Origin of the sequence: Cellulomonas carbonis, from assembly GCF_014636275.1 — a bacterium.
GTDB lineage: Bacteria > Actinomycetota > Actinomycetes > Actinomycetales > Cellulomonadaceae > Actinotalea > Actinotalea carbonis.
The window spans coordinates 192,820-214,049 of the sequence record NZ_BMEB01000001.1 but is presented as its reverse complement, the minus strand read 5'-3'; the positions used below and the strand labels follow the sequence as shown (position 1 = coordinate 214,049).

18 protein-coding genes are annotated in these 21,230 nt (G+C 74.1%); 8 read left to right on the top strand and 10 right to left on the bottom strand.

The features are described from left to right. Positions 1-2: 2 nt before the first annotated feature. The gene (sucB, locus tag IEV86_RS00940; RefSeq protein WP_043607916.1) at positions 3-2,090 is read left to right on the top strand and encodes a 2-oxoglutarate dehydrogenase, E2 component, dihydrolipoamide succinyltransferase; all 2,088 of its coding nucleotides are present in this window, start codon (positions 3-5) and stop codon (positions 2,088-2,090) included. Positions 2,091-2,163: 73 nt separating this feature from the next. Beyond that, positions 2,164-3,063 (top strand): TIGR01777 family oxidoreductase, encoded by a 900-nt coding sequence (locus tag IEV86_RS00935; protein ID WP_043607914.1) that lies wholly within the window; start codon positions 2,164-2,166, stop codon positions 3,061-3,063. A 3-nt stretch (positions 3,064-3,066) separates the two neighbouring features. On the opposite strand, the gene IEV86_RS00930 is transcribed toward IEV86_RS00935, so the two are convergent. The 3 genes from IEV86_RS00930 to IEV86_RS00920 all read right to left on the bottom strand — a co-directional run bounded on the left by IEV86_RS00930 (position 3,067) and on the right by IEV86_RS00920 (position 7,924). Further along, the gene (locus IEV86_RS00930; RefSeq protein ID WP_188484518.1) at positions 3,067-4,479 is read right to left on the bottom strand and encodes a phosphotransferase; all 1,413 of its coding nucleotides are present in this window, start codon (positions 4,477-4,479) and stop codon (positions 3,067-3,069) included. A gap of 167 nt (positions 4,480-4,646) precedes the next feature. Then, complete coding sequence (locus IEV86_RS00925; protein WP_081978712.1) at positions 4,647-5,744, bottom strand: Gfo/Idh/MocA family protein; 1,098 nt, start codon at positions 5,742-5,744, stop codon at positions 4,647-4,649. After that, complete coding sequence (locus IEV86_RS00920; RefSeq protein WP_229734425.1) at positions 5,651-7,924, bottom strand: MMPL family transporter; 2,274 nt, start codon at positions 7,922-7,924, stop codon at positions 5,651-5,653. Before IEV86_RS00920 ends, IEV86_RS00925 begins: the two co-directional genes overlap by 94 nt. Before the next feature lie 54 nt (positions 7,925-7,978). Here IEV86_RS00920 and IEV86_RS00915 point away from each other — a divergent pair, with 54 nt between their 5' ends. From IEV86_RS00915 to IEV86_RS00900, 4 genes are read left to right on the top strand one after another with little or no spacing between them, the layout of a single operon-like run. Next, positions 7,979-8,467, top strand: a complete 489-nt coding sequence (locus IEV86_RS00915; protein WP_081978711.1) for a MarR family winged helix-turn-helix transcriptional regulator — start codon at positions 7,979-7,981, stop codon at positions 8,465-8,467. Continuing rightward, positions 8,464-9,162 carry a lipoyl(octanoyl) transferase LipB gene (lipB, locus tag IEV86_RS00910; protein WP_052426182.1) on the top strand — a complete coding sequence of 233 codons (699 nt, stop codon included), beginning with the start codon at positions 8,464-8,466 and terminating at the stop codon, positions 9,160-9,162. Before IEV86_RS00915 ends, lipB begins: the two co-directional genes overlap by 4 nt. Positions 9,163-9,181: 19 nt before the next feature. Continuing rightward, complete coding sequence (lipA, locus tag IEV86_RS00905) at positions 9,182-10,183, top strand: lipoyl synthase (protein ID WP_043606397.1); 1,002 nt, start codon at positions 9,182-9,184, stop codon at positions 10,181-10,183. Positions 10,184-10,220: 37 nt separating this feature from the next. Further along, on the top strand, positions 10,221-10,985 hold the full coding sequence (locus IEV86_RS00900) for a DUF4191 domain-containing protein (protein WP_043606370.1): 765 nt from the start codon (positions 10,221-10,223) through the stop codon (positions 10,983-10,985). 69 nt (positions 10,986-11,054) lie between these two features. Here IEV86_RS00900 and IEV86_RS00895 read toward each other — a convergent pair whose 3' ends face one another. Continuing rightward, on the bottom strand, positions 11,055-11,528 hold the full coding sequence (locus tag IEV86_RS00895; RefSeq protein WP_152605637.1) for an RDD family protein: 474 nt from the start codon (positions 11,526-11,528) through the stop codon (positions 11,055-11,057). Positions 11,529-11,743: 215 nt separating this feature from the next. On the opposite strand from IEV86_RS00895, the gene glnA reads away from it, so the two are divergent. After that, positions 11,744-13,168, top strand: a complete 1,425-nt coding sequence (gene glnA / locus IEV86_RS00890) for a type I glutamate--ammonia ligase (protein ID WP_043606367.1) — start codon at positions 11,744-11,746, stop codon at positions 13,166-13,168. 94 nt (positions 13,169-13,262) lie between these two features. On the opposite strand, the gene IEV86_RS00885 is transcribed toward glnA, so the two are convergent. Both IEV86_RS00885 and IEV86_RS00880 read right to left on the bottom strand, forming a co-directional pair. Next, positions 13,263-13,646 (bottom strand): hypothetical protein, encoded by a 384-nt coding sequence (locus IEV86_RS00885; protein WP_152605636.1) that lies wholly within the window; start codon positions 13,644-13,646, stop codon positions 13,263-13,265. Positions 13,647-13,782: 136 nt separating this feature from the next. After that, positions 13,783-14,739 carry a NosD domain-containing protein gene (locus IEV86_RS00880; protein WP_043606361.1) on the bottom strand — a complete coding sequence of 319 codons (957 nt, stop codon included), beginning with the start codon at positions 14,737-14,739 and terminating at the stop codon, positions 13,783-13,785. Between the two features lie 485 nt (positions 14,740-15,224). On the opposite strand from IEV86_RS00880, the gene IEV86_RS00875 reads away from it, so the two are divergent. Next, positions 15,225-17,270, top strand: coding sequence for a S9 family peptidase (locus IEV86_RS00875; protein WP_043606358.1), 2,046 nt, complete (start codon positions 15,225-15,227; stop codon positions 17,268-17,270). Positions 17,271-17,308: 38 nt separating this feature from the next. Here the strand turns inward: IEV86_RS00875 and IEV86_RS00870 are convergent, their stop codons facing one another. The 4 genes from IEV86_RS00870 to narH form a co-directional block, all read right to left on the bottom strand. Beyond that, on the bottom strand, positions 17,309-17,890 hold the full coding sequence (locus IEV86_RS00870; protein WP_043606356.1) for a carboxymuconolactone decarboxylase family protein: 582 nt from the start codon (positions 17,888-17,890) through the stop codon (positions 17,309-17,311). Positions 17,891-17,966: 76 nt separating this feature from the next. Next, positions 17,967-18,731, bottom strand: coding sequence for a respiratory nitrate reductase subunit gamma (gene narI / locus IEV86_RS00865; RefSeq protein WP_043606353.1), 765 nt, complete (start codon positions 18,729-18,731; stop codon positions 17,967-17,969). Then, positions 18,728-19,402 (bottom strand): nitrate reductase molybdenum cofactor assembly chaperone, encoded by a 675-nt coding sequence (gene narJ, locus IEV86_RS00860; protein ID WP_043606351.1) that lies wholly within the window; start codon positions 19,400-19,402, stop codon positions 18,728-18,730. Before narJ ends, narI begins: the two co-directional genes overlap by 4 nt. Continuing rightward, positions 19,399-21,198: a nitrate reductase subunit beta gene (narH, locus tag IEV86_RS00855; protein WP_052426181.1), complete on the bottom strand. Its 1,800-nt coding sequence runs from the start codon at positions 21,196-21,198 to the stop codon at positions 19,399-19,401. The genes narJ and narH overlap by 4 nt, the downstream gene beginning before the upstream one ends. Between the last annotated feature and the right edge of the window lie 32 nt (positions 21,199-21,230).

The following is a 21,230-nucleotide window of genomic DNA, read 5'->3' as shown; positions in this document are numbered from 1 at the left end:
TCATGTCTGACTCCGTGCTGATGCCGGCGCTCGGCGAGAGCGTGACCGAAGGCACCGTCACCCGCTGGCTCAAGCAGGTCGGGGAGACCGTCGAGGTCGACGAGCCCCTGCTCGAGGTCTCGACCGACAAGGTCGACACCGAGATCCCCTCGCCCTTCGCGGGCACCCTGCTCGAGATCCTCGCGCAGGAGGACGACACGGTCGAGGTCGGTGCGCCGCTCGCGCGCATCGGCGCGGCCGACGAGGCGTCCGACGGCGCCCAGGACTCGTCCCCCGCCGAGGGGTCGAGCCAGGAGCCCGCCGACTCCGCGGACGACGCCGCCGGGCAGGCGGCCGCGCAGGTGCCCCAGGAGGTCACCGACGAGCCCGCCGCGGGCGGACCGGTCGAGGAGCCCGACGCAGCCGGTGGCCAGGGTGAGCCGACCCAGCAGACGGCCGCCCCGCAGGAGCCGGCCCGCGTGACCGACGGGGGTGACGCACAGGCCTCGGGCGGTGCGCAGGCCTCGGGCGGTGCGCAGGCCTCGGGCGGTGCGCAGGCCTCGGGCGGTGCGCAGGGCGGGGGCGACGCGCAGGACGTGAAGCTCCCGGCTCTGGGTGAGTCCGTCACGGAGGGCACCGTCACGCGCTGGCTGAAGCAGGTCGGCGACACGGTCGAGGTCGACGAGCCGCTCCTGGAGGTCTCGACCGACAAGGTCGACACCGAGATCCCGTCCCCGTTCGCCGGGACCGTGACCGAGATCCTCGTCCAGGAGGACGACACGGTCGAGGTCGGCGCGGTGCTCGCGCGGATCGGCTCCGGGTCCGCACCCCGGGGCGGGTCGAGCGCACCCGCTCAGTCCGAGGCCCCGAGCCAGGAGGCCCCGGGCGCGGCGCAGGCGTCCGAGGAGGCCCAGCAGGGCGGCGACTACGGCGGCCCGGGTGCCGCGACCGAGAGCGCTGCCGAGGGCACCGCGCAGCCCCAGGCCGCGTCGGAAGGCGGCGCGTCGGCCGACGTGACCGCGCCCGAGCCGTCGTCGGCGCTGCAGGAGAAGCCCGAGCAGGCGCAGGCGCCCGGGCAGGCCGTCGAGCGTGAGCAGACACCCACGACGACGGCCCCGGCCGCCGCCGAGCCGGGTGGCGCGAGCCCCACGTCGGGCGGCTACCTCACGCCCCTGGTCCGCAAGCTCGCCGCGGAGAAGGGCGTCGACCTGTCGTCGCTCACCGGGACGGGCGTCGGCGGGCGCATCCGCAAGGAGGACGTCCTCGAGGCCGCCGAGCGGGCCGAGCAGGAGCGGGCCGCGAAGGCCGCGGCCGAGCAGGCGGCGAGCCGCCCCGCTGCCGCGGCGGCCCCGTCCGCACCGGCCCGCGCGGCGTCGAAGCCCGAGGTCTCGCCGCTGCGGGGCACGACCGAGAAGGCGAGCCGACTGCGGCAGATCATCGCCGAGCGCATGGTCGACGCGCTGCACTCGATGGCGCAGCTCACCACGGTCGTGGAGGTCGACGTCACGCGCGTCGCCCAGCTGCGGGCGCGCGCCAAGGACGACTTCCGGGCGCGGGAGGGCGTCAACCTCACGTACCTGCCGTTCTTCGTGCTGGCCGCGACCGAGGCGCTCAAGGCGCACCCCAAGGTCAACGGCGTGCTCGAGGGCAACCAGATCACGTACCACGGCCACGAGAACGTCGGCATCGCGGTCGACACGGAGCGGGGCCTCGTCGTCCCGGTCATCCGCGACGCCGGCGACCTCAACCTGGCCGGGATCGCCCGGAAGATCAACGACCTCGCGACCCGGACGCGGGACAACAAGGCGACGCCGGACGACCTCAGCGGCGCGACGTTCACGGTCACCAACACCGGCTCGGGCGGGGCGCTGTTCGACACCCCGATCGTGCCGGGCGGCACGTCGGCGATCCTGGGCACGGGGTCGATCGTCAAGCGTCCCGTGGTCGCGAAGGACGAGTTCGGGAACGAGTTCGTCGCCATCCGGTCGATGTGCTACCTCGCGCTGTCCTACGACCACCGTCTGGTCGACGGGGCCGACGCGTCGCGGTACCTCATGACCGTCAAGAAGCGCATCGAGGAGGGTGCGTTCGAGGCCGACCTCGGTCTCTGACGCACCCCTCGGCGCAGGCCCGGCACCGGACGGTGGCCGGGCCTTCGCCGTCCCACCACGAGGAGGTCGACCCATGCACGTCGTCGTCGCAGGTTCGCACGGTCTGATCGGCACCGCGCTCGTCGAGCACCTCCTCGGGGGTGGGCACCGCGTGCAGCGCCTCGTGCGGGGTCCGGCGCGCGGAGCGGACGAGATCTCCTGGGACCCGTCGCGGGACGTCCTGCCGACGTCGGTCCTGGAGGGCGCCGACGCGGTCGTCAACCTCGGTGGAGCGGGCGTCGGGGACCGCCGCTGGACCACGGCCTACCGCTCGACGATCGTCACGTCGCGCACCCGGCCCACGTCCTTGCTCGCACGCACGCTGGCCGCGATGGCTCCCACCGGGGACGGCCCCCGCATCCTGCTCCAGGGTTCAGCCGTCGGTTTCTACGGTGACCGCGGCGACGAGGAGCTCACCGAGGGCTCCCCCGGCGGCTCCGGCTTCCTCGCCGACGTCGTCCGTGCCTGGGAGGCCTCGACGGAGCCGGCCGCGTCGGCCGGGGTGCGGGTCGCGCGCCTGCGCACCGGGATCGTGCTGTCCCGCACGGGCGGGTCCTTCGGGCGCCTGCTGCCGCTGCTGCGTCTCGGCGTCGGCGGACCACTCGGCAGCGGGGACAACGTGTGGCCGTGGATCACGCTCGTCGACGAGGTCCGCGCGATCGAGCACCTGCTCGACCGCGAGGTGGACGGGCCGGTCAACCTGGTCGGCCCCGCGCCCGTCCCCCAGGGGGAGCTCGTCCGGGCGATCGCCGCGGAGCTCGGCCGGCCCGCGGCGCTCGCCGTGCCACGTCTCGCCCTGCGCGCCGCGCTGGGCCCGTTCGCCGACGAGATCCTCGCGTCGCAGCGCGTCGTGCCGTCCGTGCTGCACGCCAGCGGCTTCACCTTCACGCACCCGGACGTGCGCTCCGCGGCCCGGTGGGTCACGGGCACCTGACGCTCACCCGGGCGCGTCGGTGGGCTCGACACCGCGGACGAGCCAGCCGGCCCCGCCGCGCACCAGCTCGAGCCCGGCCCACCGCGGTTCGAGGGCAGGGCCGGGTCCGCCGTCGTCGCCCGCCAGTGCGGCGGCACTGAGGACCCGGACCTCGGCCCTCCCCCCGCCCACGGCGCCGCCACGCACGTCGCTCACGAGCACGACTGCCCGACCCCGGCGCCCGTCGAGCGCCGACCACGCGGCCCGGTCCGCCGCCGCGGCCGGCGAGCCGGGGACCGTGAGCGCCGTGAGCCGGAGGAGGTCGCCGTCGGCCAGCGCGTGCGCCCGCACGTGCGTGGCGGTCACCGCAGCGACGACGGCGTCGTCGGCCCCCGGGAGCAGGGGTGCGGGGCCGGTGGCGCGGACCGACGCCTCGCTCTCGACGCCGTCGCCCACCACCGCGCCGTGCTGTCCGAGGACCGCAGCGGCGCCGGCAGCCACCACGACGACCGTGCCCACGCCCAGGGCCACGACGTGCCGGACGGGGCGCGGTCTCCGGTGCCGCCCGCGCGTCGCGGACGGCGGTCGGCGGCGCGTGCGCTGGTCGTCGTCCGCGGCCCGCCGGAGCAGCGCCGCCCGCGCGAGGACGGCCGACTCGGGCAGCCGGACGGGCTCCGGCGGGCACGCGGCGACGAGCGCCGCAGCGAGTGCACCTGCGGACGGACGTCGCCCGGGGTCGGGGGCGGCGGCCTCTCGCAGCACCTCCCGCACGCGCGACGCGTCCGCGTCGTCCGACCCGTCCCCCACGGCGGCGTCCGACGGGTCGGGCACGCCGCGCCCGTGGCGAAGCAGGTCGAGCCCCACCGAGGCGAGCGCGTGCACGTCCGTCGCACGGGTCGCGCCGCGCACACGCTCGGGCGCGGCGGCTGCCGGCGTGCCCAGCTCGTGCGCGTCGTCGCCCCAGCCGAGGTCCACCAGGACCGCCCCGCCGTCCGGCGTCACGACCACGTTGCCCGCCGAGACGTCGCCGTGGACGAGTCCGACGGCGTGCAGCGCGTCGAGCGCCTCGGCGACGGCCGACATTACGCCCACCACCTCGGCGGCACGCCACCGCCCACGCCCCTCGTCGACCGTGAGCAGGTCGGTCCCGGGCACCTCGTGGCGAACGAGCGCGACGAGGTCGTCGGGCAGCTCGAGCAGGCCGAGCACGGTCGGCAGCGAGGTGACCGCGACCGACACCGACGCGAGCCGTCCGGCGCGGTCGACCAGCCGCTCACGCTGGACCGCCGACCGGAGCCGGACGACGCTCACGACCCAGCGGGTCCCGTGCCCGTCGAGGCACACCCACCGGTCTCCCCCGGGCCCGGCGCCCATCGGCCTGGGCTCGCCGAGCCCGTGCGCGGAGAGGGCAGGGAGAAGACCGCGTGGGATGTGCACGGACACATGCCAGCAGAGCGGGCCCCGCCTCGGGCGTCGTCCACAGGCAGCAGGTGGACCCGCCGCGCGGGGCCGGCGGGCGCCGACGCACCTGCCGGCCCGCTCAGGACCCGGACCCCGCGGCGCACGTACCGAGACCCGTGGTGCTCACTCGAGCAGGACGGTGCTCAGCCGAGCAGGACGGTGCTCCGCTCGGCGGCGCTGCGGCGCGCCGCGTCGAGCACGCGGGCGGTGCGCACGGCGTCCCACGGGTCGACGGGCACCTCCCCGCCCCCGGTGACCCACGCGTCGACCGCGCGGTAGAAGTCCTCGTGCCCACCGGGCTCGCGAGGCACGGGGACGGCCTCGTCACCGCGCACGAGCCATCCCTCGTTGCCCTGCCCCGGGTCGAGGGCGGAGAACGGGGTCGGCTCCCCCTCGAAGGACGTGACGAGGTAGGCGCCTCGGGACCCGAGGACGCGCGTGCGCGGACCGGGCGCGCCCACGAGAGCACCGGCCCACAGGTGGCTCACGGTGCCTCCGGCGTGCTCGAGCGCGAGGAACACGTCGTCGTCGGCGGGCGTCGTGAGGTTCCGGATCTCCGCCCGGACGCTCGCGACCGGCCCGAAGAGCTGGGTCGCGGAGTCGACGAGGTGCGCGCCGAGGTCGAGGAGGAGACCGCCGCCCTGGCCCACGGCGTTCTCGCGCCACCGGTCCTTGGGCACCGGGCGCCACCGCTCCCACCGTCGCTCGAAGCGGTGGACCGTGCCGAGGGCGTCCTCGGCGAGGAGGCGGCGCAGCGTGCGCTGCTCGTCGTCCCACCGCCGGTTCTGGAAGACCGTGAGCGGCACCCCCGCACGCTCGGCGTGGCGGACGGTCTCCTCCGCCTCCGCGGCGTCGAGCGCGAGCGGCTTGTCGACGACGACGGGCAGGCCCGCGTCGACGGCCGCCCGGACGTGCTCGGCGTGGTTGCCCGTCGGCGAGGCGACGACGACGACGTCGACCCCCGGCGCGAGGAGCCCGTCGAGGTCGGCGTGCACCTCGACGCCGGGGTGGTCGGCGCGGGCCTCGGCCGCGCGCTCGGGGGACCGGGTGAGGACGCGCGCGATGCGGAAGCCCGTCGCGGTCAGGAGCCGGGCGTGGATCCCTCGGCCCGCGCTGCCGTAGCCGACGAGGGCGACGCGCGGTCCCGTCACGCTCGCGGCCCGGCCGCCGTCGTCGCCGGGGCGGGTGCCGAGGTCGTCGGCGGGGCGGGCGTCGGGTCCCTCGGGATGCGCGTGAGCCATGGCCACCAGGATGCCCTACCGATGTCGTGCACCAGGCCGGGGACGAGGAGCGTCCGGACGACGAGCGTGTCGACGAGGACGCCGAGCGCGACGAGGAACGCGAGCTGCACGAGGAACAGCAGCGGCAGCACCGCGAGGGCCCCGAACGTCGCCGCGAGGACGACGCCCGCGCTCGTGATCACCCCTCCCGTGACGGCGAGGCCGCGCCGCACGCCCTCGCGCGTCCCGTGCACGAGCGACTCCTCCCGGACCCGGGTCATGAGGAAGATCGAGTAGTCGATCCCGAGCGCCACGAGGAACACGAACGCGTACAGGGGGACGGCGGCGTCGGCCCCCGGGAGGTCGAGGACGTGGTTGAAGACGAGGGCGCCGATCCCGAGGGTCGCACCGAAGCTCAGCACGTTCGCGAGCACGAGCAGCACGGGCGCCACGAGGGCGCGCAGCAGGAGCACGAGGACCACGAGGATGACGGCGAGGACGGTCGGCACGATCACGGTGAGGTCCCGTGCGCTGGTCCGCTGGGTGTCGAGTGCCTCGGCCGCGGCTCCGCCGACGACGACGTCCTCCGACACCTCGTGCACGCGGTCCCGGAGCCGGTCGACGACCTCGACGGCCTCCTGGCTGTCCGACGCGGCGGACGTCACGGCCTGCACCTGCACGACGCCGTCGACGACGCGCGGGGCCGCGTCGGGGTCGGGGGCCGCGCCCGGAGCGGCGTCCTCGGTCACGGGTGCGGCCGAGTCGATCCCGTCCGTGCCCGTGATGACGGGCAGCACGGCGTCGAGCTCGCCCTCGGGGACGAAGACCCGCACGGGGTCGACCTGCCCGGCCGGGAAGTGCTCGGCGAGCACCTCGCCGCCCGCGACGGACTCGACCTCGGTGAGGAACACGTCGCTCTCGCTCGTGCCCGACGCCTGGAACGTCGGCACCCACGCAGCCGCGGCGACGAGCACGAGCGTCGTCGTGACCCAGACCGCGCGCGGGCGCCTGCCGACGAGCCGCGAGACACGGCCCCAGACGCCCGAGCGGCTCTCGACCTCCTCGAGCGTCTCGACGGGACGACCGGCACCCCCGGCCACCGACCCGGGCCGCGGCACGCGCGGCCAGAAGATGAAGCGGGCTCGGCGCCCGGCGACCAGCAGGAGGGCGGGCAGCAGCGTGAGGGACGCCAGGAACGCGGCCGCGATGCCGATCGCGGCGACGGGGCCGAGGCTCGAGTTCGACTCGAGGTCCGACAGCAGCAGGCACAGCAGACCCGCGACCACCGTGCCCGCGCTCGCCGCGATCGGCTCGAGCGACGCCCGCCACGCCCGGTTCATCGCGGTCCAGGGCGACTCGACCCGGCCCAGCTCCTCGCGGTACCGCGCCACGAGCAGGAGCGAGTAGTCGGTCGCGGCCCCCACCACGAGGATGAAGAGGATGCCCTGGCTCTGGCCATTCAGGACCAGCACGTCGGCCGCCGCGAGACCGTAGACGGCGAACCCCGCCGCCGCGAGCCCGAACAGCGCGGTCAGCAGCACCGTGAACGGCAGGCTCGGCGAGCGGTAGACCAGCACGAGGATGACGAACACGACCGCGAGGGCGACGAGCAGGAGGATGCCGTCGATCCCGCCGAAGGCCTCGACGAGGTCGGCCACCGCCCCGGCGGGCCCGGTCACCCAGGCCTCGAGGCCCGAGCCGGCCAGCTCCTCGTCGACCGTGGCCCGCAGCGTCGAGACGACCTCGTTGAGGACGCGCTCCTCGCCGACGGTCTCCTGGACGGCCTCGGCGTCCAGCGAGATCGGCAGGATGACCGCCTCACCGTCCTCGGAGGGCACCGCGACGACGGGCGCCAGCAGGACGTCCTCGATCGTCATGCCGTCACCGATCTCGAGCCCCGGAACCGTCTCGGCGAGACGCTGCAGGAGCGCGAGGTCCTCCCCGCCGAGCACGCCGTCGCCCGTCGCGACCACGATCGCCGGCAGCGCGGTGTCGTCGGAGAAGCCCGCCGCGAGCTCGGCCGCGCGCGTCGACTCGGCGCTGCGCGGCAGGAAGGCCGCGGCGTCGTTCTCCTGGACCTCCGAGAGGCGTCCGATCGACGACCCGCCGAGGCCCGCGAGGGTGAGCCACACGAGGAGGACACCGAGGACGGCCAGTCCCCGGAGGAGGCCGCGGCGGCGGCTCGACCCATCACTCAGCATGCTGAGCATCATGAACCGGACTAGCCTTGCGCACAACTCGGCGAGGGAGGCCACATGGCGGATCGGATGGGTCACTGGCCCACCGGACGCATGCTCTCCGCCGTCGCGCGCCGCATCGAGCGCGAGTGGAACGCCCACCTCGACGCGTGGCAGCTGAACCACGCGAGCCTCCCGGTGCTGTTCCTGCTCTCGCGCGCCCCGCTCTCGCAGCGTGAGCTGGCCCGGGCGAGCGGTGTCACCGAGCAGACGATGAGCCGGATCGTCGCGCGGCTCGAGCGGTCCGGCTACGTCGAGCGGCGCCCCCACGAGCGGGACCGCCGCCGTCATGAGGTCGTCCTCACGCCGCCCGGTCGCACAGTGCTCGCCGAGGCGGGCGACCCGGCCGCCGCCGAGGCGCTCAGCGTGCGCGGCCTGAGCCCCAACCAGGTCGAGCAGCTCCGCGACCTCCTCGCGACGATGCTCGCGGCCCACCCGCGCGACACCGACGACGACGAGCTCGGCCCGCCCCCGGCGCCCCCGGCCCGCTCGCAGGTCGGGCCATGACGTACCGTGGCCGGGTGGAGCTGGTCGACCTCGGCGCGGGACGCCGCCTCGTCCCCTACGAGGAGGCGTGGGCGCTCCAGCGCGAGATCCACGGCGAGGTGGCCGACGGGTCGAGGCCCGACACGGTGCTGCTCCTCGAGCACGAGAGCGTCTACACCGCCGGCAAGCGCACGGCGCCGTGGGACCGGCCGGTCGACGGCACGCCCGTGGTCGACGTCGACCGGGGCGGACGCATCACGTGGCACGGCCCGGGCCAGCTCGTCGCCTACCCGCTCGTGCGCCTGCGCGAGCCGGTCGACGTGGTCGCGTACGTCCGGGCGCTCGAGTCCGCGGTGATGACGGTGTGCTCGCGGCTCGGCCTCGCGACGGCGCGCGTCGAGGGCCGCAGCGGCGTGTGGGTGCTCGGGGACGAGTCACGGGCCGACGGGACGCCCCCGCGCCGGGACCGGAAGGTCGCCGCGATCGGTGTGCGCGTCGCCCGGGGCGTGACGATGCACGGCGTCGCGCTCAACTGCGACCCGGACCTGGGTGCGTTCGGTCGCATCGTGCCGTGCGGGATCGACGACGCGGACGTCACGTCGCTGGCGGCCGAGCTCGGCCGGGACGTGACCGTCACGGAGGCGCTCCCGATGCTCGGCGAGGAGCTCGTCGCCGCGGTCGGGCCGCTCGCCCGGGTCGAGGAAATCATCGGATGACTGACGTAGGGTGGGTGTCGTGACGATCGCTCCCGAGGGCAGGCGCATGCTGCGGGTCGAGGCCCGCAACGCCGCGACCCCGATCGAGAAGAAGCCCGAGTGGATCCGCACCCGCGCGACGATGGGTCCCGAGTACACCGAGCTCAAGCAGCTCGTGCACGGCGGCGGCCTGCACACGGTGTGCGAGGAGGCGGGCTGCCCCAACATCTTCGAGTGCTGGGAGGACCGCGAGGCCACGTTCCTCATCGGCGGCGACCAGTGCACGCGCCGGTGCGACTTCTGCCAGATCGACACCGGCAAGCCAGCCGACTTCGACGCGGACGAGCCGCGCCGTGTCGCGGAGTCCGTCCGGACGATGGGCCTGCGCTACTCGACCGTCACGGGCGTCGCCCGTGACGACCTCGCCGACGGCGGCGCGTGGCTCTACGCCGAGACCGTCCGGCAGATCCACGCGCTCAACCCGGAGACCGGCGTCGAGCTCCTGATCCCGGACTTCAACGCGCGACCGGACGACCTCGCCGAGGTCTTCTCGTCCCGTCCCGAGGTGCTCGCCCACAACGTCGAGACCGTGCCGCGCATCTTCAAGCAGATCCGGCCCGGCTTCCGCTACGACCGCTCGCTGTCCGTGATCACGGCCGCGCGGGACGCCGGCCTCGTCACGAAGTCGAACCTCATCCTCGGCATGGGCGAGACGTACGACGAGGTGGTCGCCGCACTCCAGGACCTGCACGACGCCGGCTGCGACGTCCTGACCATCACCCAGTACCTCCGGCCGTCCGTGCGTCACCACCCCGTCGACCGGTGGGTCAAGCCCGAGGAGTTCGTGGCGCTCTCGGAGGAGGCCGAGCGGATCGGCTTCCTCGGCGTGATGTCCGGGCCGCTCGTCCGGTCGTCGTACCGCGCCGGGCGGCTGTGGGCGCAGGCGATGACGCGCCGCGGCCAGGAGATCCCGGCCGCGCTCGCCCACCTCGCGACCCCGGGCAGCGCACGCCAGGAGGCGTCGAGCCTGCTCGCGCGCTGACGTCGGGTCCCACGACCGGCCACTAGACTCGCTGCCCATGGCCCGCGATCGATCCAGCTCCTCCAGCGCACCGTCATCCGCGTCCGGCGGTGCCGGCTCGACGGCCAAGCCGGCGAAGGTGAGGAAGACCCGCTGGTACCACCAGGTGTGGTCCGCCTACCAGATGACGCGGAAGGTCGACCCCGCGGTGACGTGGTGGGCGCTCGGCGCGTTCCTGGGTGTCATGGTCGTCGCCCTGACGGTCGGGCTGCTCTCCCGCCAGACGATCTACCTCGTCTACTCGCTCGTCGTCGGCCTGCCGATGGCGTTCCTCGCGGGCATGTTCGTCCTCGGGCGCCGGGCCGAGCGTGCGGCGTACCGGCAGATCGAGGGCCAGCCGGGTGCGGCGCTGTCGGCCCTGCGCACGATCCGGCGCGGCTGGGAGTTCCCCGAGGAGCCCGTCGCCGCCGACCCCCGCAGCCGTGAGCTCGTGTTCCGGGGCGTCGGACGGGCAGGGATCGTCCTCGTCGGCGAGGGCAACCCGCAGCGCTCGCAGCGGCTGCTCGAGGCCGAGCGGCGCAAGGTCGCGCGCATCCTGCCCAACGTACCCGTGACGCTCCTGCAGGTGGGCGACGCGGAGGGCCAGGTGCCCCTCGCCCAGCTCGCGCGGCGCGTCCAGAAGCTCAAGCCGACGCTCACCAAGACCGAGGTCGCCGAGGTCACGAAGCGCCTGCGCGCGCTCGGTGGCGTGCGCCTCCCTGTCCCCAAGGGCATCGACCCGTTCCGCGCGCGCCCCGACCGCAAGGGCATGCGCGGTCGCTGACCGGCCCGTCCCGACCGCACGGCATGCGGACAGGGCCGCGCCGCGGGGGCCGGGAGGGGTGGTGCCCCCTCAGGCTCGGACGGGGACCGTCGCGGCGGCGACGTCGTGCAGCCCACGACCGCTGCTGTCCCACACGGCGGCCGGGATGCCGAGGCACAGGAGCGCGGTCCTCGTGAAGGCCAGGACCGGGCCGGGCGCCGGCCACCCCGGTGCACCCGCCGACGTCGTGCCGGCGTCCCGCGCGGACGTGCCCGCGAGGTCGACGACCCGCACGACCTGGATCCCGGCGACGCGGTGGCCGATGGTGTGCCCGAGCGTCGCGACGAGGACCCACGTCGACACCCCGAACACGGCGAGGCTCGCCAGGGGGTGGTAGTCGAGGAACGCGTAGCTGATCAGCGACGCGAGCCCCCAGTCGATCGCCAGGCCGACGAGCCTGCGCGGCACCGAGGCCATCGAGCCCCGGCCCTGTGCCGGGAGGTCCAGCCGACGGGACGGCGGCGTCCCCTCGAGCCACGAGCCCATGTCCTCGCGTCGCGTCACCGGCTCAGGCTAGCGACCCGGGCTCGTACGGAGGCCGTCCGGCGTCGCGCGCGAGCGGGCGCCCCCGGTCAGGGCGGCGGTCGTGGACCAGGACGCGCACGGTAACGCGCCCGAAACACGGACTACATGCGAGGGAAACGGCCGCCCCTCTACCGTTGTCGCGACGCCCCAGCCCGCCCGAGCCGGCGCGCGGCACGAGACGAGGAGATCGCTGGATGTTCAGTTCCGCAGACGAGCTCATGACCTTCATCCGCGAGGAGGGCGTCCAGTTCGTCGACGTCCGCTTCTGCGACCTGCCCGGTGTGATGCAGCACTTCAACGTGCCCGCCGCCACCGTGGACGAGGCCTTCTTCACCGAGGGCCAGATGTTCGACGGCTCGTCCATCCGTGGTTTCCAGGCGATCCACGAGTCCGACATGAAGCTGCTCGCGGACATCTCGACGGCCTACATCGACCCGTTCCGCGCACAGAAGACGCTGAACATCAACATGTCGATCGTCGACCCGTACACCGACGAGCCGTACAGCCGCGACCCACGTCAGATCGCCGCGAAGGCGGAGGCGTACCTGCGCTCGACCGGCATCGCCGACACCGCGTTCTTCGCCCCCGAGGCCGAGTTCTACATCTTCGACGACATCCGCTTCCACACGAGCCAGTCGGAGAGCTACTACCACATCGACTCCATCGAGGCGGCGTGGAACACGGGCCGCAAGGAGGACGGCGGCAACCTCGGCCACAAGACCCCGTACAAGGGCGGCTACTTCCCCGTCCCGCCGGTGGACCACTTCGCGGACCTCCGCGACGAGATCTGCCTCGAGCTGGACAAGGCGGGCCTGCAGGTCGAGCGCTCGCACCACGAGGTCGGCACGGCCGGTCAGGCGGAGATCAACTACCGCTTCGACACGCTCGCCAAGTCCGCCGACAAGGTGATGCTCTTCAAGTACATCGTCAAGAACGTGGTGCACCGCAACGGCCGCACGGTGACGTTCATGCCGAAGCCCCTCTTCGGCGACAACGGCTCGGGCATGCACTGCCACCAGTCGCTGTGGAAGGACGGCGCCCCGCTGTTCTACGACGAGAAGGGCTACGGCGGCCTGTCCGACATGGCCCGCTGGTACATCGGCGGCCTGCTCAAGCACGCGCCCGCCCTGCTCGCCTTCACCAACCCGACGGTGAACAGCTTCCACCGCCTGGTCCCTGGCTTCGAGGCGCCGGTCAACCTCGTCTACTCGGCGCGCAACCGCTCCGCGTGCGTCCGCATCCCCGTCACGGGCTCCAACCCGAAGGCCAAGCGGATCGAGTTCCGCGTGCCCGACCCGTCGTCGAACCCGTACCTCGCGTTCGCGGCGATGCTCATGGCGGGCCTCGACGGCATCAAGAACAAGATCGAGCCGCCGGAGCCGGTCGACAAGGACCTGTACGAGCTGCCGCCCGAGGAGCACGCCGCGATCGAGCAGCTCCCCGCGTCGCTCGAGGAGGCCCTCGCCGCGCTCGAGGCCGACCACGACTTCCTCACCGAGGGCGGCGTGTTCACGCCCGACCTCATCGAGACGTGGGTCGACTACAAGCGCGCGCACGAGATCGACCCGATCCGCCTGCGTCCGCACCCGCACGAGTTCGAGCTCTACTTCGACTGCTGATCGCCGGCCCGCGGCCGCGATCGACGTCCGACGCCCCGGTCACCTCACGGTGGCCGGGGCGTCCTCGTGCCAGATCTGTGCGGCTGGGCCGCGGTCAGGCGTGCGCGGTTGCGCCGCGATGGGCGCCGGGCAGCGCGCCCAGGTGGTCGAGCAGCTCGATCGATACGACCAGCAGGATCGACGCCATGAACACGGCCAGCCAGACCTCGGCTGCGGCCGTCTCCGCCAACAGCAGAGCAGCCACGCCGAGGCCGAACGACGCGACGCCGAGCGCGATCTCGACCCAGCCGAGCCGGTCGAGCTGGTCGCCCCAGCGGAACGTCAGGAACGCCGCGACGCCGAGCACGAGCCCGATCGCCGACATGCCGCGCGGGTCCTGCACGAACGGCATCTCGCCGCGCACCAGGTAGCCCACGTACGGGACGGCGATCAGCGCCACGAGAAGGAGCGCCACGACGTCCTTGGTCTTCATCCTCATCTCACACCTCCTCCCCTCCCCTCCAGCGTCGACCGGGGAGGCGCGCGCGCCAGTGACCTCGGTCCTACCTGCACCGGTGGGCGCGCCTGCCCGGGAGGCGGTGGCGCCTCGGGTCGACGCGGGTGGGCTGCGGCGGTCAGCGGTGCGGTGTGCAGACCACCCCGACGCACTGGGGCTCGGGGTTGCCGCGGGCCACGTTGCCACCGAGGTCCGTCGCGAGCGGGACGTGGAGGCCGCGGCCGGTGTTGCGCAGCGCGACGTTGCCCTGGACCGTCGCGGGTGTCTCGACGTGCACGGCGTCGACGTTCCGCGTGAAGACGTTCCGCTCGAGGTGGATCTCGACCGCCGGGACGTCCGGGGCCCGCACGCCCGTGCCGTTGCGGGTGAACGTGTTGCGGATGAGCGCGACGCTCGTCGTCGCGTGGACGCCCGTCCCGTTGCCGACGAAGGTGTTGCCGATCAGCACGTCGGCGACGCTCTGGTAGGTCGGCCGGTACGCGACGTCGTTGCCGTCGAACGTCGAGCCCGACACCTGCGCGCCACCGCACCACCAGTGCTCGATGCCCGTCTCGTTGTCGCGGAACGTGGAGCGCCTGACCTCGAGGATCGCCTCCGAGCAGTAGAGCCCGATGCGGTTCCCGTCGAACTGCGAGCGCGTGACGGCGGTGCGGGTCGTCGCGATCGCGATCCCGGTGTCGTTGCCGGAGAACCGGGTCCGGTCGATCGTCAGGGCCCCGTAGAACCCGTGCACGGCCGTCTCGTTGCCCACGAACGACGAGCCGACGACGGTCCAGGGGTGGAAGTAGGCACCGACGCCGGTCCCGTTGTCCTCCACCACGACGTCGCGCAGCGTGCCGCTCCCGGTCCCGGGGTCGCCGGTCGCGGTGAACGCGGACCACCAGCCGCGGACCGTCCCGCCGACGACCGTCACGCTCGACGTCGACGCGTCGAACTGGACCGCCCGCGCCTCGACGTCGCGCCCCGGCCCGGCGAGCGTGTGGCCGCGCAGGTCGAGCGTGCCCGACGCCGTGAAGGTGATCCCCTGCCCGTCCGCGCAGAGCAGGTCGTCCGGCAGGTACGCGGCGCCGCTCACCTCCGAGCCACAACCGACCGGCACCCCAACCGGTACACCGACCGGCACAGCGGAACCCGTCGACCCGTGCCCCGCGGCGGTCGCGGCGGTGGGTGCCACCAGGAGCGTGGCCAACGCCCCGCACACGGCGAGCAGCCACCCGAACCTCGGCGCCGTCCTCGTCCCGGTCCTCGTCGTCCTCATCGCCGTCCCCCCTCGCCCCCGCCCCGGGGCTCGTGCCCCGGATGCCCGACGTGCCCACCCTCGTCCCGGCTCGTCCGTGATCGCGAGGCCCGTGCGTCCGCCGCCACTGCGCGGCTCGTCACGCGGAGGCCGCACCACGGCGCCCACCAGCGGGGACGTCCCGCCGCAGCGCGATCGGCCTGAAGGCTCCCGCGACCCACGTTCACTCGTCCGGGTGAACCGGGCCCGTGTTCGGGCGGCCGTCCCGGTGGCGTCGTGCCGGTGCGCCCGGGCAGGTCGAGGACGGGGCGTAGCGTGCTCGCGTGATCCCCCGCGACATCGCCCTCCTCCGCTCGCCCGGCTCCCCTGCGCTCTCGCCCGACGGCTCGACCGCCGTCGTCCCGGTGCTCCGGCCCGACCTCGAGGCGGACGAGTACACGGGCTCGCTCTGGGTGGTCCCGGTGGACGGCTCGGCGCCGGCCCGGCGCCTCACCCGGGGCCACCGCGACACGTCTCCCGCATGGTCGCCCGACGGGCGGTGGATCGCCTTCGTCCGGGCCGAGCCGAAGGGCCGACCCCAGCTGCACGTCGTCGAGGCCGGCGGGGGCGAGCCCGTGCGCCTGACCGACGCGCCGCTGGGTGTCTCCGAGCCGCGCTTCTCGCCCGACGGGACACGCATCGCCTACCTGGCGCGCGTCCCCGAGGAGGGTCGCTACGTCGAGGGTGGCGACGCCGCCGGGGAGCCGCCCCGGCACATCACGACGTTCCGGTACCGGGCGGACGGCATCGGGTTCCTCCGCGACCGCCGACAGCACCTGTTCGTGCTCGACCTCCCCGCCGACCCCTCGCCGGGTGGCCTCCCGACGCCGGTCGCGCTCACGGGCGGCGACCTCGACGTCTCGGGGCACCGGTGGCTGCCCGACGGCGAGCACCTCGTCGTCGTCGGTGCCGTGCACGACGGGCGCGAGGAGGACCTGCTCGAGAACGCCCTGCTCGTCGTCGCGCGCCGTACCCCCGAGGACGCCGACACCGTGCTGGAGCCCGACGCGCCACGGCAGCTCACCGACGCGGGCACGTCGACGCTCTCGGTCCAGACGGTGGAGCCCTCCCCGGACGGCTCGACCCTGTGGCTGCTCGCGAGCGACATGGGACCGTCACGCCGGGCGTTCGTGGCGTCGCAGACGGGCCTGTTCTCGCTCGACCTGGACCCCGCGCCCGGCTCGCCCGAGCCGCTGCCGGTGGCGCAGCGGCACACCGACGCCGAGGACGTCGACCTCGTCGCCGGCGTGCTCGCGGTCACCGCCGACCGCGTGCTCGTCGCCGACCAGCGCCGCGGGTCCGTCGTGCTCGCGGCGCTCCCGGCCGACGGGTCCGGGAGCCTGCGCACGGTCCTCGACGGAAACGTCGTCGTGCAGCACGCCGTGGCCACCACCGACGGCGCCACCGCGGTCGCCGTCGTCGCGACCCCGGACTCCGCGGGTGACCTCGTGGCCCTGCGGCTCGCGGACCACGCCACGACGTGGCTGACCGACCTCTCGGCAGAGCTGCGCGAGACGGGCCGGACGCACCTGCCGCGCGAGGCCCACGCGACCGCGCCCGACGGCCACCCCGTCCACGGCTGGGTCGCCGTGCCCGACGCGGACCGGTTCGGAGCGGGTCCGCACCCGACGGTCCTCATGATCCACGGCGGCCCCTACGCGCAGTACACGCACGCGCTCTTCGACGAGGTGCAGACGCTCGTGGGGGCCGGGTACGCGGTCGTCCTGGGCAACCCCCGCGGGTCCGCCGGCTACGGGGCGTCGCACGGCCGCGCGATCCAGCGGGCGTTCGGCACGGTCGACGCCGACGACGTGCTCGCGCTGCTCGACCACGTGCTCGCGGACCCGACGCTCGCACTGGACGCCGAGCGGGTCGGCGTCATGGGCGGGTCGTACGGCGGCTACCTGACGGCGTGGCTCACGACGCGCACCGACCGGTTCACGGCCGCGATCGTCGAGCGTGGCTTCCTCGACCCGGTGAGCTTCGTCGGGTCGAGCGACATCGGGTGGTTCTTCGGGCTCGAGTACCTCGGCGACGTCGACACGCCGGAGGCCGCCGCAGCCCTCGCCGCGCAGTCGCCCATGGCGCAGGTGCACCGGGTCAGGACGCCCACGCTGGTGATCCACTCGGAGCAGGACTGGCGGTGCCCCGTCGAGCAGGGCCAGCGCTGGTTCGTCGAGCTCAAGCGGCGAGGCGTCGAGGCCGAGCTCCTGCTGTTCCCGGGCGAGGGGCACGAGCTGACCCGCTCCGGCCGGCCGGCCCACCGGGTCGCGCGGTTCGAGCACGTGCTCGCGTGGTGGGCGCGCCACCTCCCGGTGACCACGCCCTGACCCGCCTGCGCGGCGCTGCCCGCGCACGCCGTGGGTCGTCAGTCCGCGATCGGACGACCCACGGTGAGCGCGTCGCGCAGGTCCGCGTCGAGCTCGCGGTACGCGGCGTCGGGGCGTGCGCCGACGGCGTCGAGCACGGTGCTGAAGAAGCACCGTGCCGCCGCCGCGAGCACCACGTCGAGGATCTCCTCGTCACCCAGTCCGAGGTCGCGCAGCTCCGCGAGGTCGTCCTCCGTCATGGCCGCGGCGCCCGCGGCGACGCGGTCCGCCAGCCGGACCACGGCGGCGTCGACCGGGTCGAGCACGTCATCGGCACGGCCCTGCGCGATCGCGGCGACCGTGCCGGCGTCGAGGTGGTGCTCGGCGAGGACCCGCCCGTGCGCGAGCGAGCAGTAGCTCGAGCGGAGCCGGAGTGCCGCGCCGAGCGTCGCGAGCTCGTACCGCCGGGCGTCCGTGGTGGCCTTGACGGCCCCGTTGAGGTCTTCCCAGGCCCGCAGCACCCGCGACCGGTGCGCGAGGACGCGCGTGTAGTCGGGCACGTACCCGCGCGTCGCGCGCTCGCGCGCGTACAGGCCGGCCACGTCGGGCACGGCCTCGTCCGCGTCCTCGATCCAGCTCATCGCCACCTCCTCACGCGGGCCTCGGTCCGTCCGGGGGCCGCCGTCAGGCTTCGCGCGCCGTCGCGCACGTGAAGGGTCACAGCCGACCCGCGCGCTCCGGGCGTCGCTCGACCCGCTCCCAGCCGGGTCGCGACGCGCGCGAGCCGAGCCGGTCGGTCCGCGAGCGGTAGACGACGTACGGCCGCCAGAGGTAGCCGAGCGGGACGCTGAAGACGTGGACGAGACGCGTGAACGGCCACAGGGCGAAGAGCAGCATCGCCGACATGCCGTGCAGCTGGAACCCGAGCGGCGCCTCGGCCATGAGCTCCGGGTGCAGGTCGAAGCGGAAGATGCCACGGAACCACACGGACACGCCGTCGCGGTAGTCGTAGTGCCCGCCGAGGTTGAGGATCGACCCCGCGATCGTGTTCCACATGCCCAGGACGATCACCACGGTGAGGACGAGGTACATGACCTTGTCCATCTTCGTCGTCGCGCGGAAGACCGGGCCGACCGTGCGCCGGCGGTAGATGAGCAGCGCGAGGCCCACGATGGTGCAGAAGCCGGCGACGGCGCCGATGGTGATCGCGAGGAAGTGGTAGATCTCGTCGCTCATGCCCACGGCGCGCGTCCAGGCCTTCGGGATCCCCAGACCCATCACGTGGCCCAGGAACACCGCGAGGATCCCGAAGTGGAACAGCGGGCTCGCCCACCGCAGCAGGCGGCGCTCGTACAGCTGCGAGGACCTGGTCGTCCAGCCGAACTTGTCGTACCGGTACCGCCACACGTGGCCGAGGACGAAGAACGCGAGGCAGACGTACGGGACGACGACCCACAGGACGACGTCGGCGGTGGTGGTCATCGGCGGGCTCCGATCGGGGCGGTCAGGGGTGGCGTGAACGGGTCGAGGCCGACCTCCTCCTCGGGCGGTCCCTCGGCGGCCAGGCGCGCGACGGCCTCGCGGTCGTCGCCCGCGAGCGGCGGGAGCGTCGCGCACACCGCGACGAGCACGTCCGCCCAGGGTGACCCCGCGTCGAGGAGCGCGAGGCGCAGCAGCTCGAGCCCCGCACGGTGCGCGAGGAGGAGACCGATCCCGGCGGCCCGCCCGTCGTCGTCGGCCGTCGCGGCGAGCTCGAGCACGACGGCGAGGTGGTCGGGCAGCTCCGCGTCGGCGACCTCGAACCCGGCGGCGCGGTACGCCTGCTTGAACTCCACGAGCGCGACGCCGCGCTTGCGGGTGTCCCCGTAGGCGAAGTAGGTCAGGTACGGGCTGCAGCGTCGACGCAGGTCGAACGTCTCGACGTACTCGGCCGCGAGCTCGGTGACCGGTCGTGACGTCAGGTGGTCGATGACGCGCAGCAGCGGTGCGGCGAGCTGGGGGCGCACGTCCGCGAGCGCGTCGCGCAGGACGGGGGCGAGCGCGACGAGCTCGGCGTCGGGGTACTCGAGCAGGAGGGCCGCCGCCCGGTGCACGACCGCGTTCTCGCGCGTCGCGCACCGGCGCGCGACCGCCTGGCGCTCGAGCCGGTTCACGGCGCACCACCGCCCGGGCGCGGCGCGTCGCCGTCGCGCGCGTCCGTCCCCGACCCGGCCGGTCCCGACTCGCTGCCCCCGGCGGGCAGCGGCTGGACGACGCCGCCGTCCGTGTCGGGCTGGGCGAGGTGCGGCCCGTCGGGGCGCGGCGGGAACATGCCCTCGGGTGCGCCCTTGCCGTCCCAGTTGAGGAGGTTGACCCGGGCCTTCCTCGTCGCGGGGTCGGCGACGGTGTCCGTCGTCTGCCGCTGCTTGAGCATGTGGAAGTTCTCGACCGCGATCGGGTCGTTGAGGTAGGCGCCGCCCGAGCCCTCGCCGAAGGGTCCCGACCCGCCCATCCCCGGACCGCCCTCGTAGTCGAGCGCGCACTCCGTCGCGAGCTCCTCGAGACCGTGCGCCTGCTCGGCGTGCGCGCTCGGGATGACGTAGCGCTCGTCGTACTTGGCGATCGCGAGCAGCCGGTACATGGCCTGCATCGAGTGCTCGTCCATCCCCACGCCCGCCGGGATCGACGGGTCGCCGTCGCGTCCCATGCTGATGTCGCGCATGTAGGACCGCATGGCGGCGAGCCGCTTGAGCACCGCGGTCACGGGGGCCGTGTCCCCGGCGGTGAAGAGCTCCGCGAGGTACTCGACCGGGATGCGCAGCGTGTCGATCGCTGCGAACAGGTTGCGCGAGTCCTCGGCGTCCTCACCCGTCTCCGCGACGACGTCGACCACGGGCGACAGCGGCGGGATGTACCAGACCATCGGCATGGTGCGGTACTCGGGGTGCAGCGGCAGGGCGACCTCGAACTCGCTGATGAGGCGCCAGATCGGCGACCGCTGGGCGGCGTCGACCCAGTCGCGCGGGATGCCCGCGCGCTCGGCCTCGCGCTGGACCTCGGGGTCGTGCGGGTCGAGCAGCACGCTGCGCTGCGCGGCGAGCAGCTTGTGCTCGTCGGGCTCGCTGGCCGCCTCCAGGACCCGGTCGGCGTCGTACAGCACGAGGCCGATGTAGCGCAGCCGGCCCACGCAGGTCTCCGAGCACACGGTCGGCAGGCCGACCTCGATGCGCGGGAAGCAGAACGTGCACTTCTCGGCCTTGCCGGTCCGGTGGTTGAAGTAGACCTTCTTGTAGGGGCACCCCGTGACGCACTTGCGCCAGCCGCGGCACCGGTCCTGGTCGACGAGGACGATGCCGTCCTCGGCGCGCTTGTAGATCGCTCCCGACGGGCAGGAGGCGGCGCAGGACGGGTTGAGGCAGTGCTCGCAGATGCGCGGGAGGTAGAACATGAAGGTCTGCTCGAACTCGAGGCGGACCTTGTCCGAGACCTTCTGCAGGACCGGGTCGGCCTGCGTCACGCTCGGTCCGCCGCCGAGGTTGTCGTCCCAGTTGGCCGACCAGCGCACCTGCATGTCCTCGCCCGAGAGCAGCGACTTCGGGCGCGCGACGGGCGTGTGCTCCTGCAGCGGTGCGTTCGTGAGGTTCTCGTAGTCGTACGTCCACGGCTCGTAGTACTCGTCGATCGACGGCTGCTTGGGGCTCGCGAAGATCGTCAGCAGGTTCTTGAGCCGCCCGCCGGCCTTGAGCTGGAGGCGTCCGCGCTTGTTGAGCGTCCAGCCGCCCTCCCACTTCTCCTGGTCCTCGTACGTGCGCGGGTAGCCCTGGCCGGGCCGCGTCTCCACGTTGTTGAACCACACGTACTCGGTGCCGGTGCGGTTCGTCCACGCCTGCTTGCACGTGACGGAGCACGTGTGGCACCCGATGCACTTGTCGAGGTTCATCACCATCGCCATCTGCGCCATGACCCTCATCGCGTCGCCTCCCGCGTCGTCGTCGCCGCTGC

Coding starts and splice junctions, on each gene's coding strand:
- sucB (WP_043607916.1), top strand. CDS start 3: ATGTCTGACTCCGTGCTGATGCCGGCGCTCGGCGAGAGCGTGACCGAA.
- IEV86_RS00935 (WP_043607914.1), top strand. CDS start 2,164: ATGCACGTCGTCGTCGCAGGTTCGCACGGTCTGATCGGCACCGCGCTC.
- IEV86_RS00925 (WP_081978712.1), bottom strand. CDS start 5,744: ATGGCTCACGCGCATCCCGAGGGACCCGACGCCCGCCCCGCCGACGAC.
- IEV86_RS00920 (WP_229734425.1), bottom strand. CDS start 7,924: ATGCTGAGTGATGGGTCGAGCCGCCGCCGCGGCCTCCTCCGGGGACTG.
- IEV86_RS00915 (WP_081978711.1), top strand. CDS start 7,979: ATGGCGGATCGGATGGGTCACTGGCCCACCGGACGCATGCTCTCCGCC.
- lipB (WP_052426182.1), top strand. CDS start 8,464: ATGACGTACCGTGGCCGGGTGGAGCTGGTCGACCTCGGCGCGGGACGC.
- IEV86_RS00900 (WP_043606370.1), top strand. CDS start 10,221: ATGGCCCGCGATCGATCCAGCTCCTCCAGCGCACCGTCATCCGCGTCC.
- glnA (WP_043606367.1), top strand. CDS start 11,744: ATGTTCAGTTCCGCAGACGAGCTCATGACCTTCATCCGCGAGGAGGGC.
- IEV86_RS00885 (WP_152605636.1), bottom strand. CDS start 13,646: ATGAGGATGAAGACCAAGGACGTCGTGGCGCTCCTTCTCGTGGCGCTG.
- IEV86_RS00870 (WP_043606356.1), bottom strand. CDS start 17,890: ATGAGCTGGATCGAGGACGCGGACGAGGCCGTGCCCGACGTGGCCGGC.
- narI (WP_043606353.1), bottom strand. CDS start 18,731: ATGACCACCACCGCCGACGTCGTCCTGTGGGTCGTCGTCCCGTACGTC.
- narH (WP_052426181.1), bottom strand. CDS start 21,198: ATGAGGGTCATGGCGCAGATGGCGATGGTGATGAACCTCGACAAGTGC.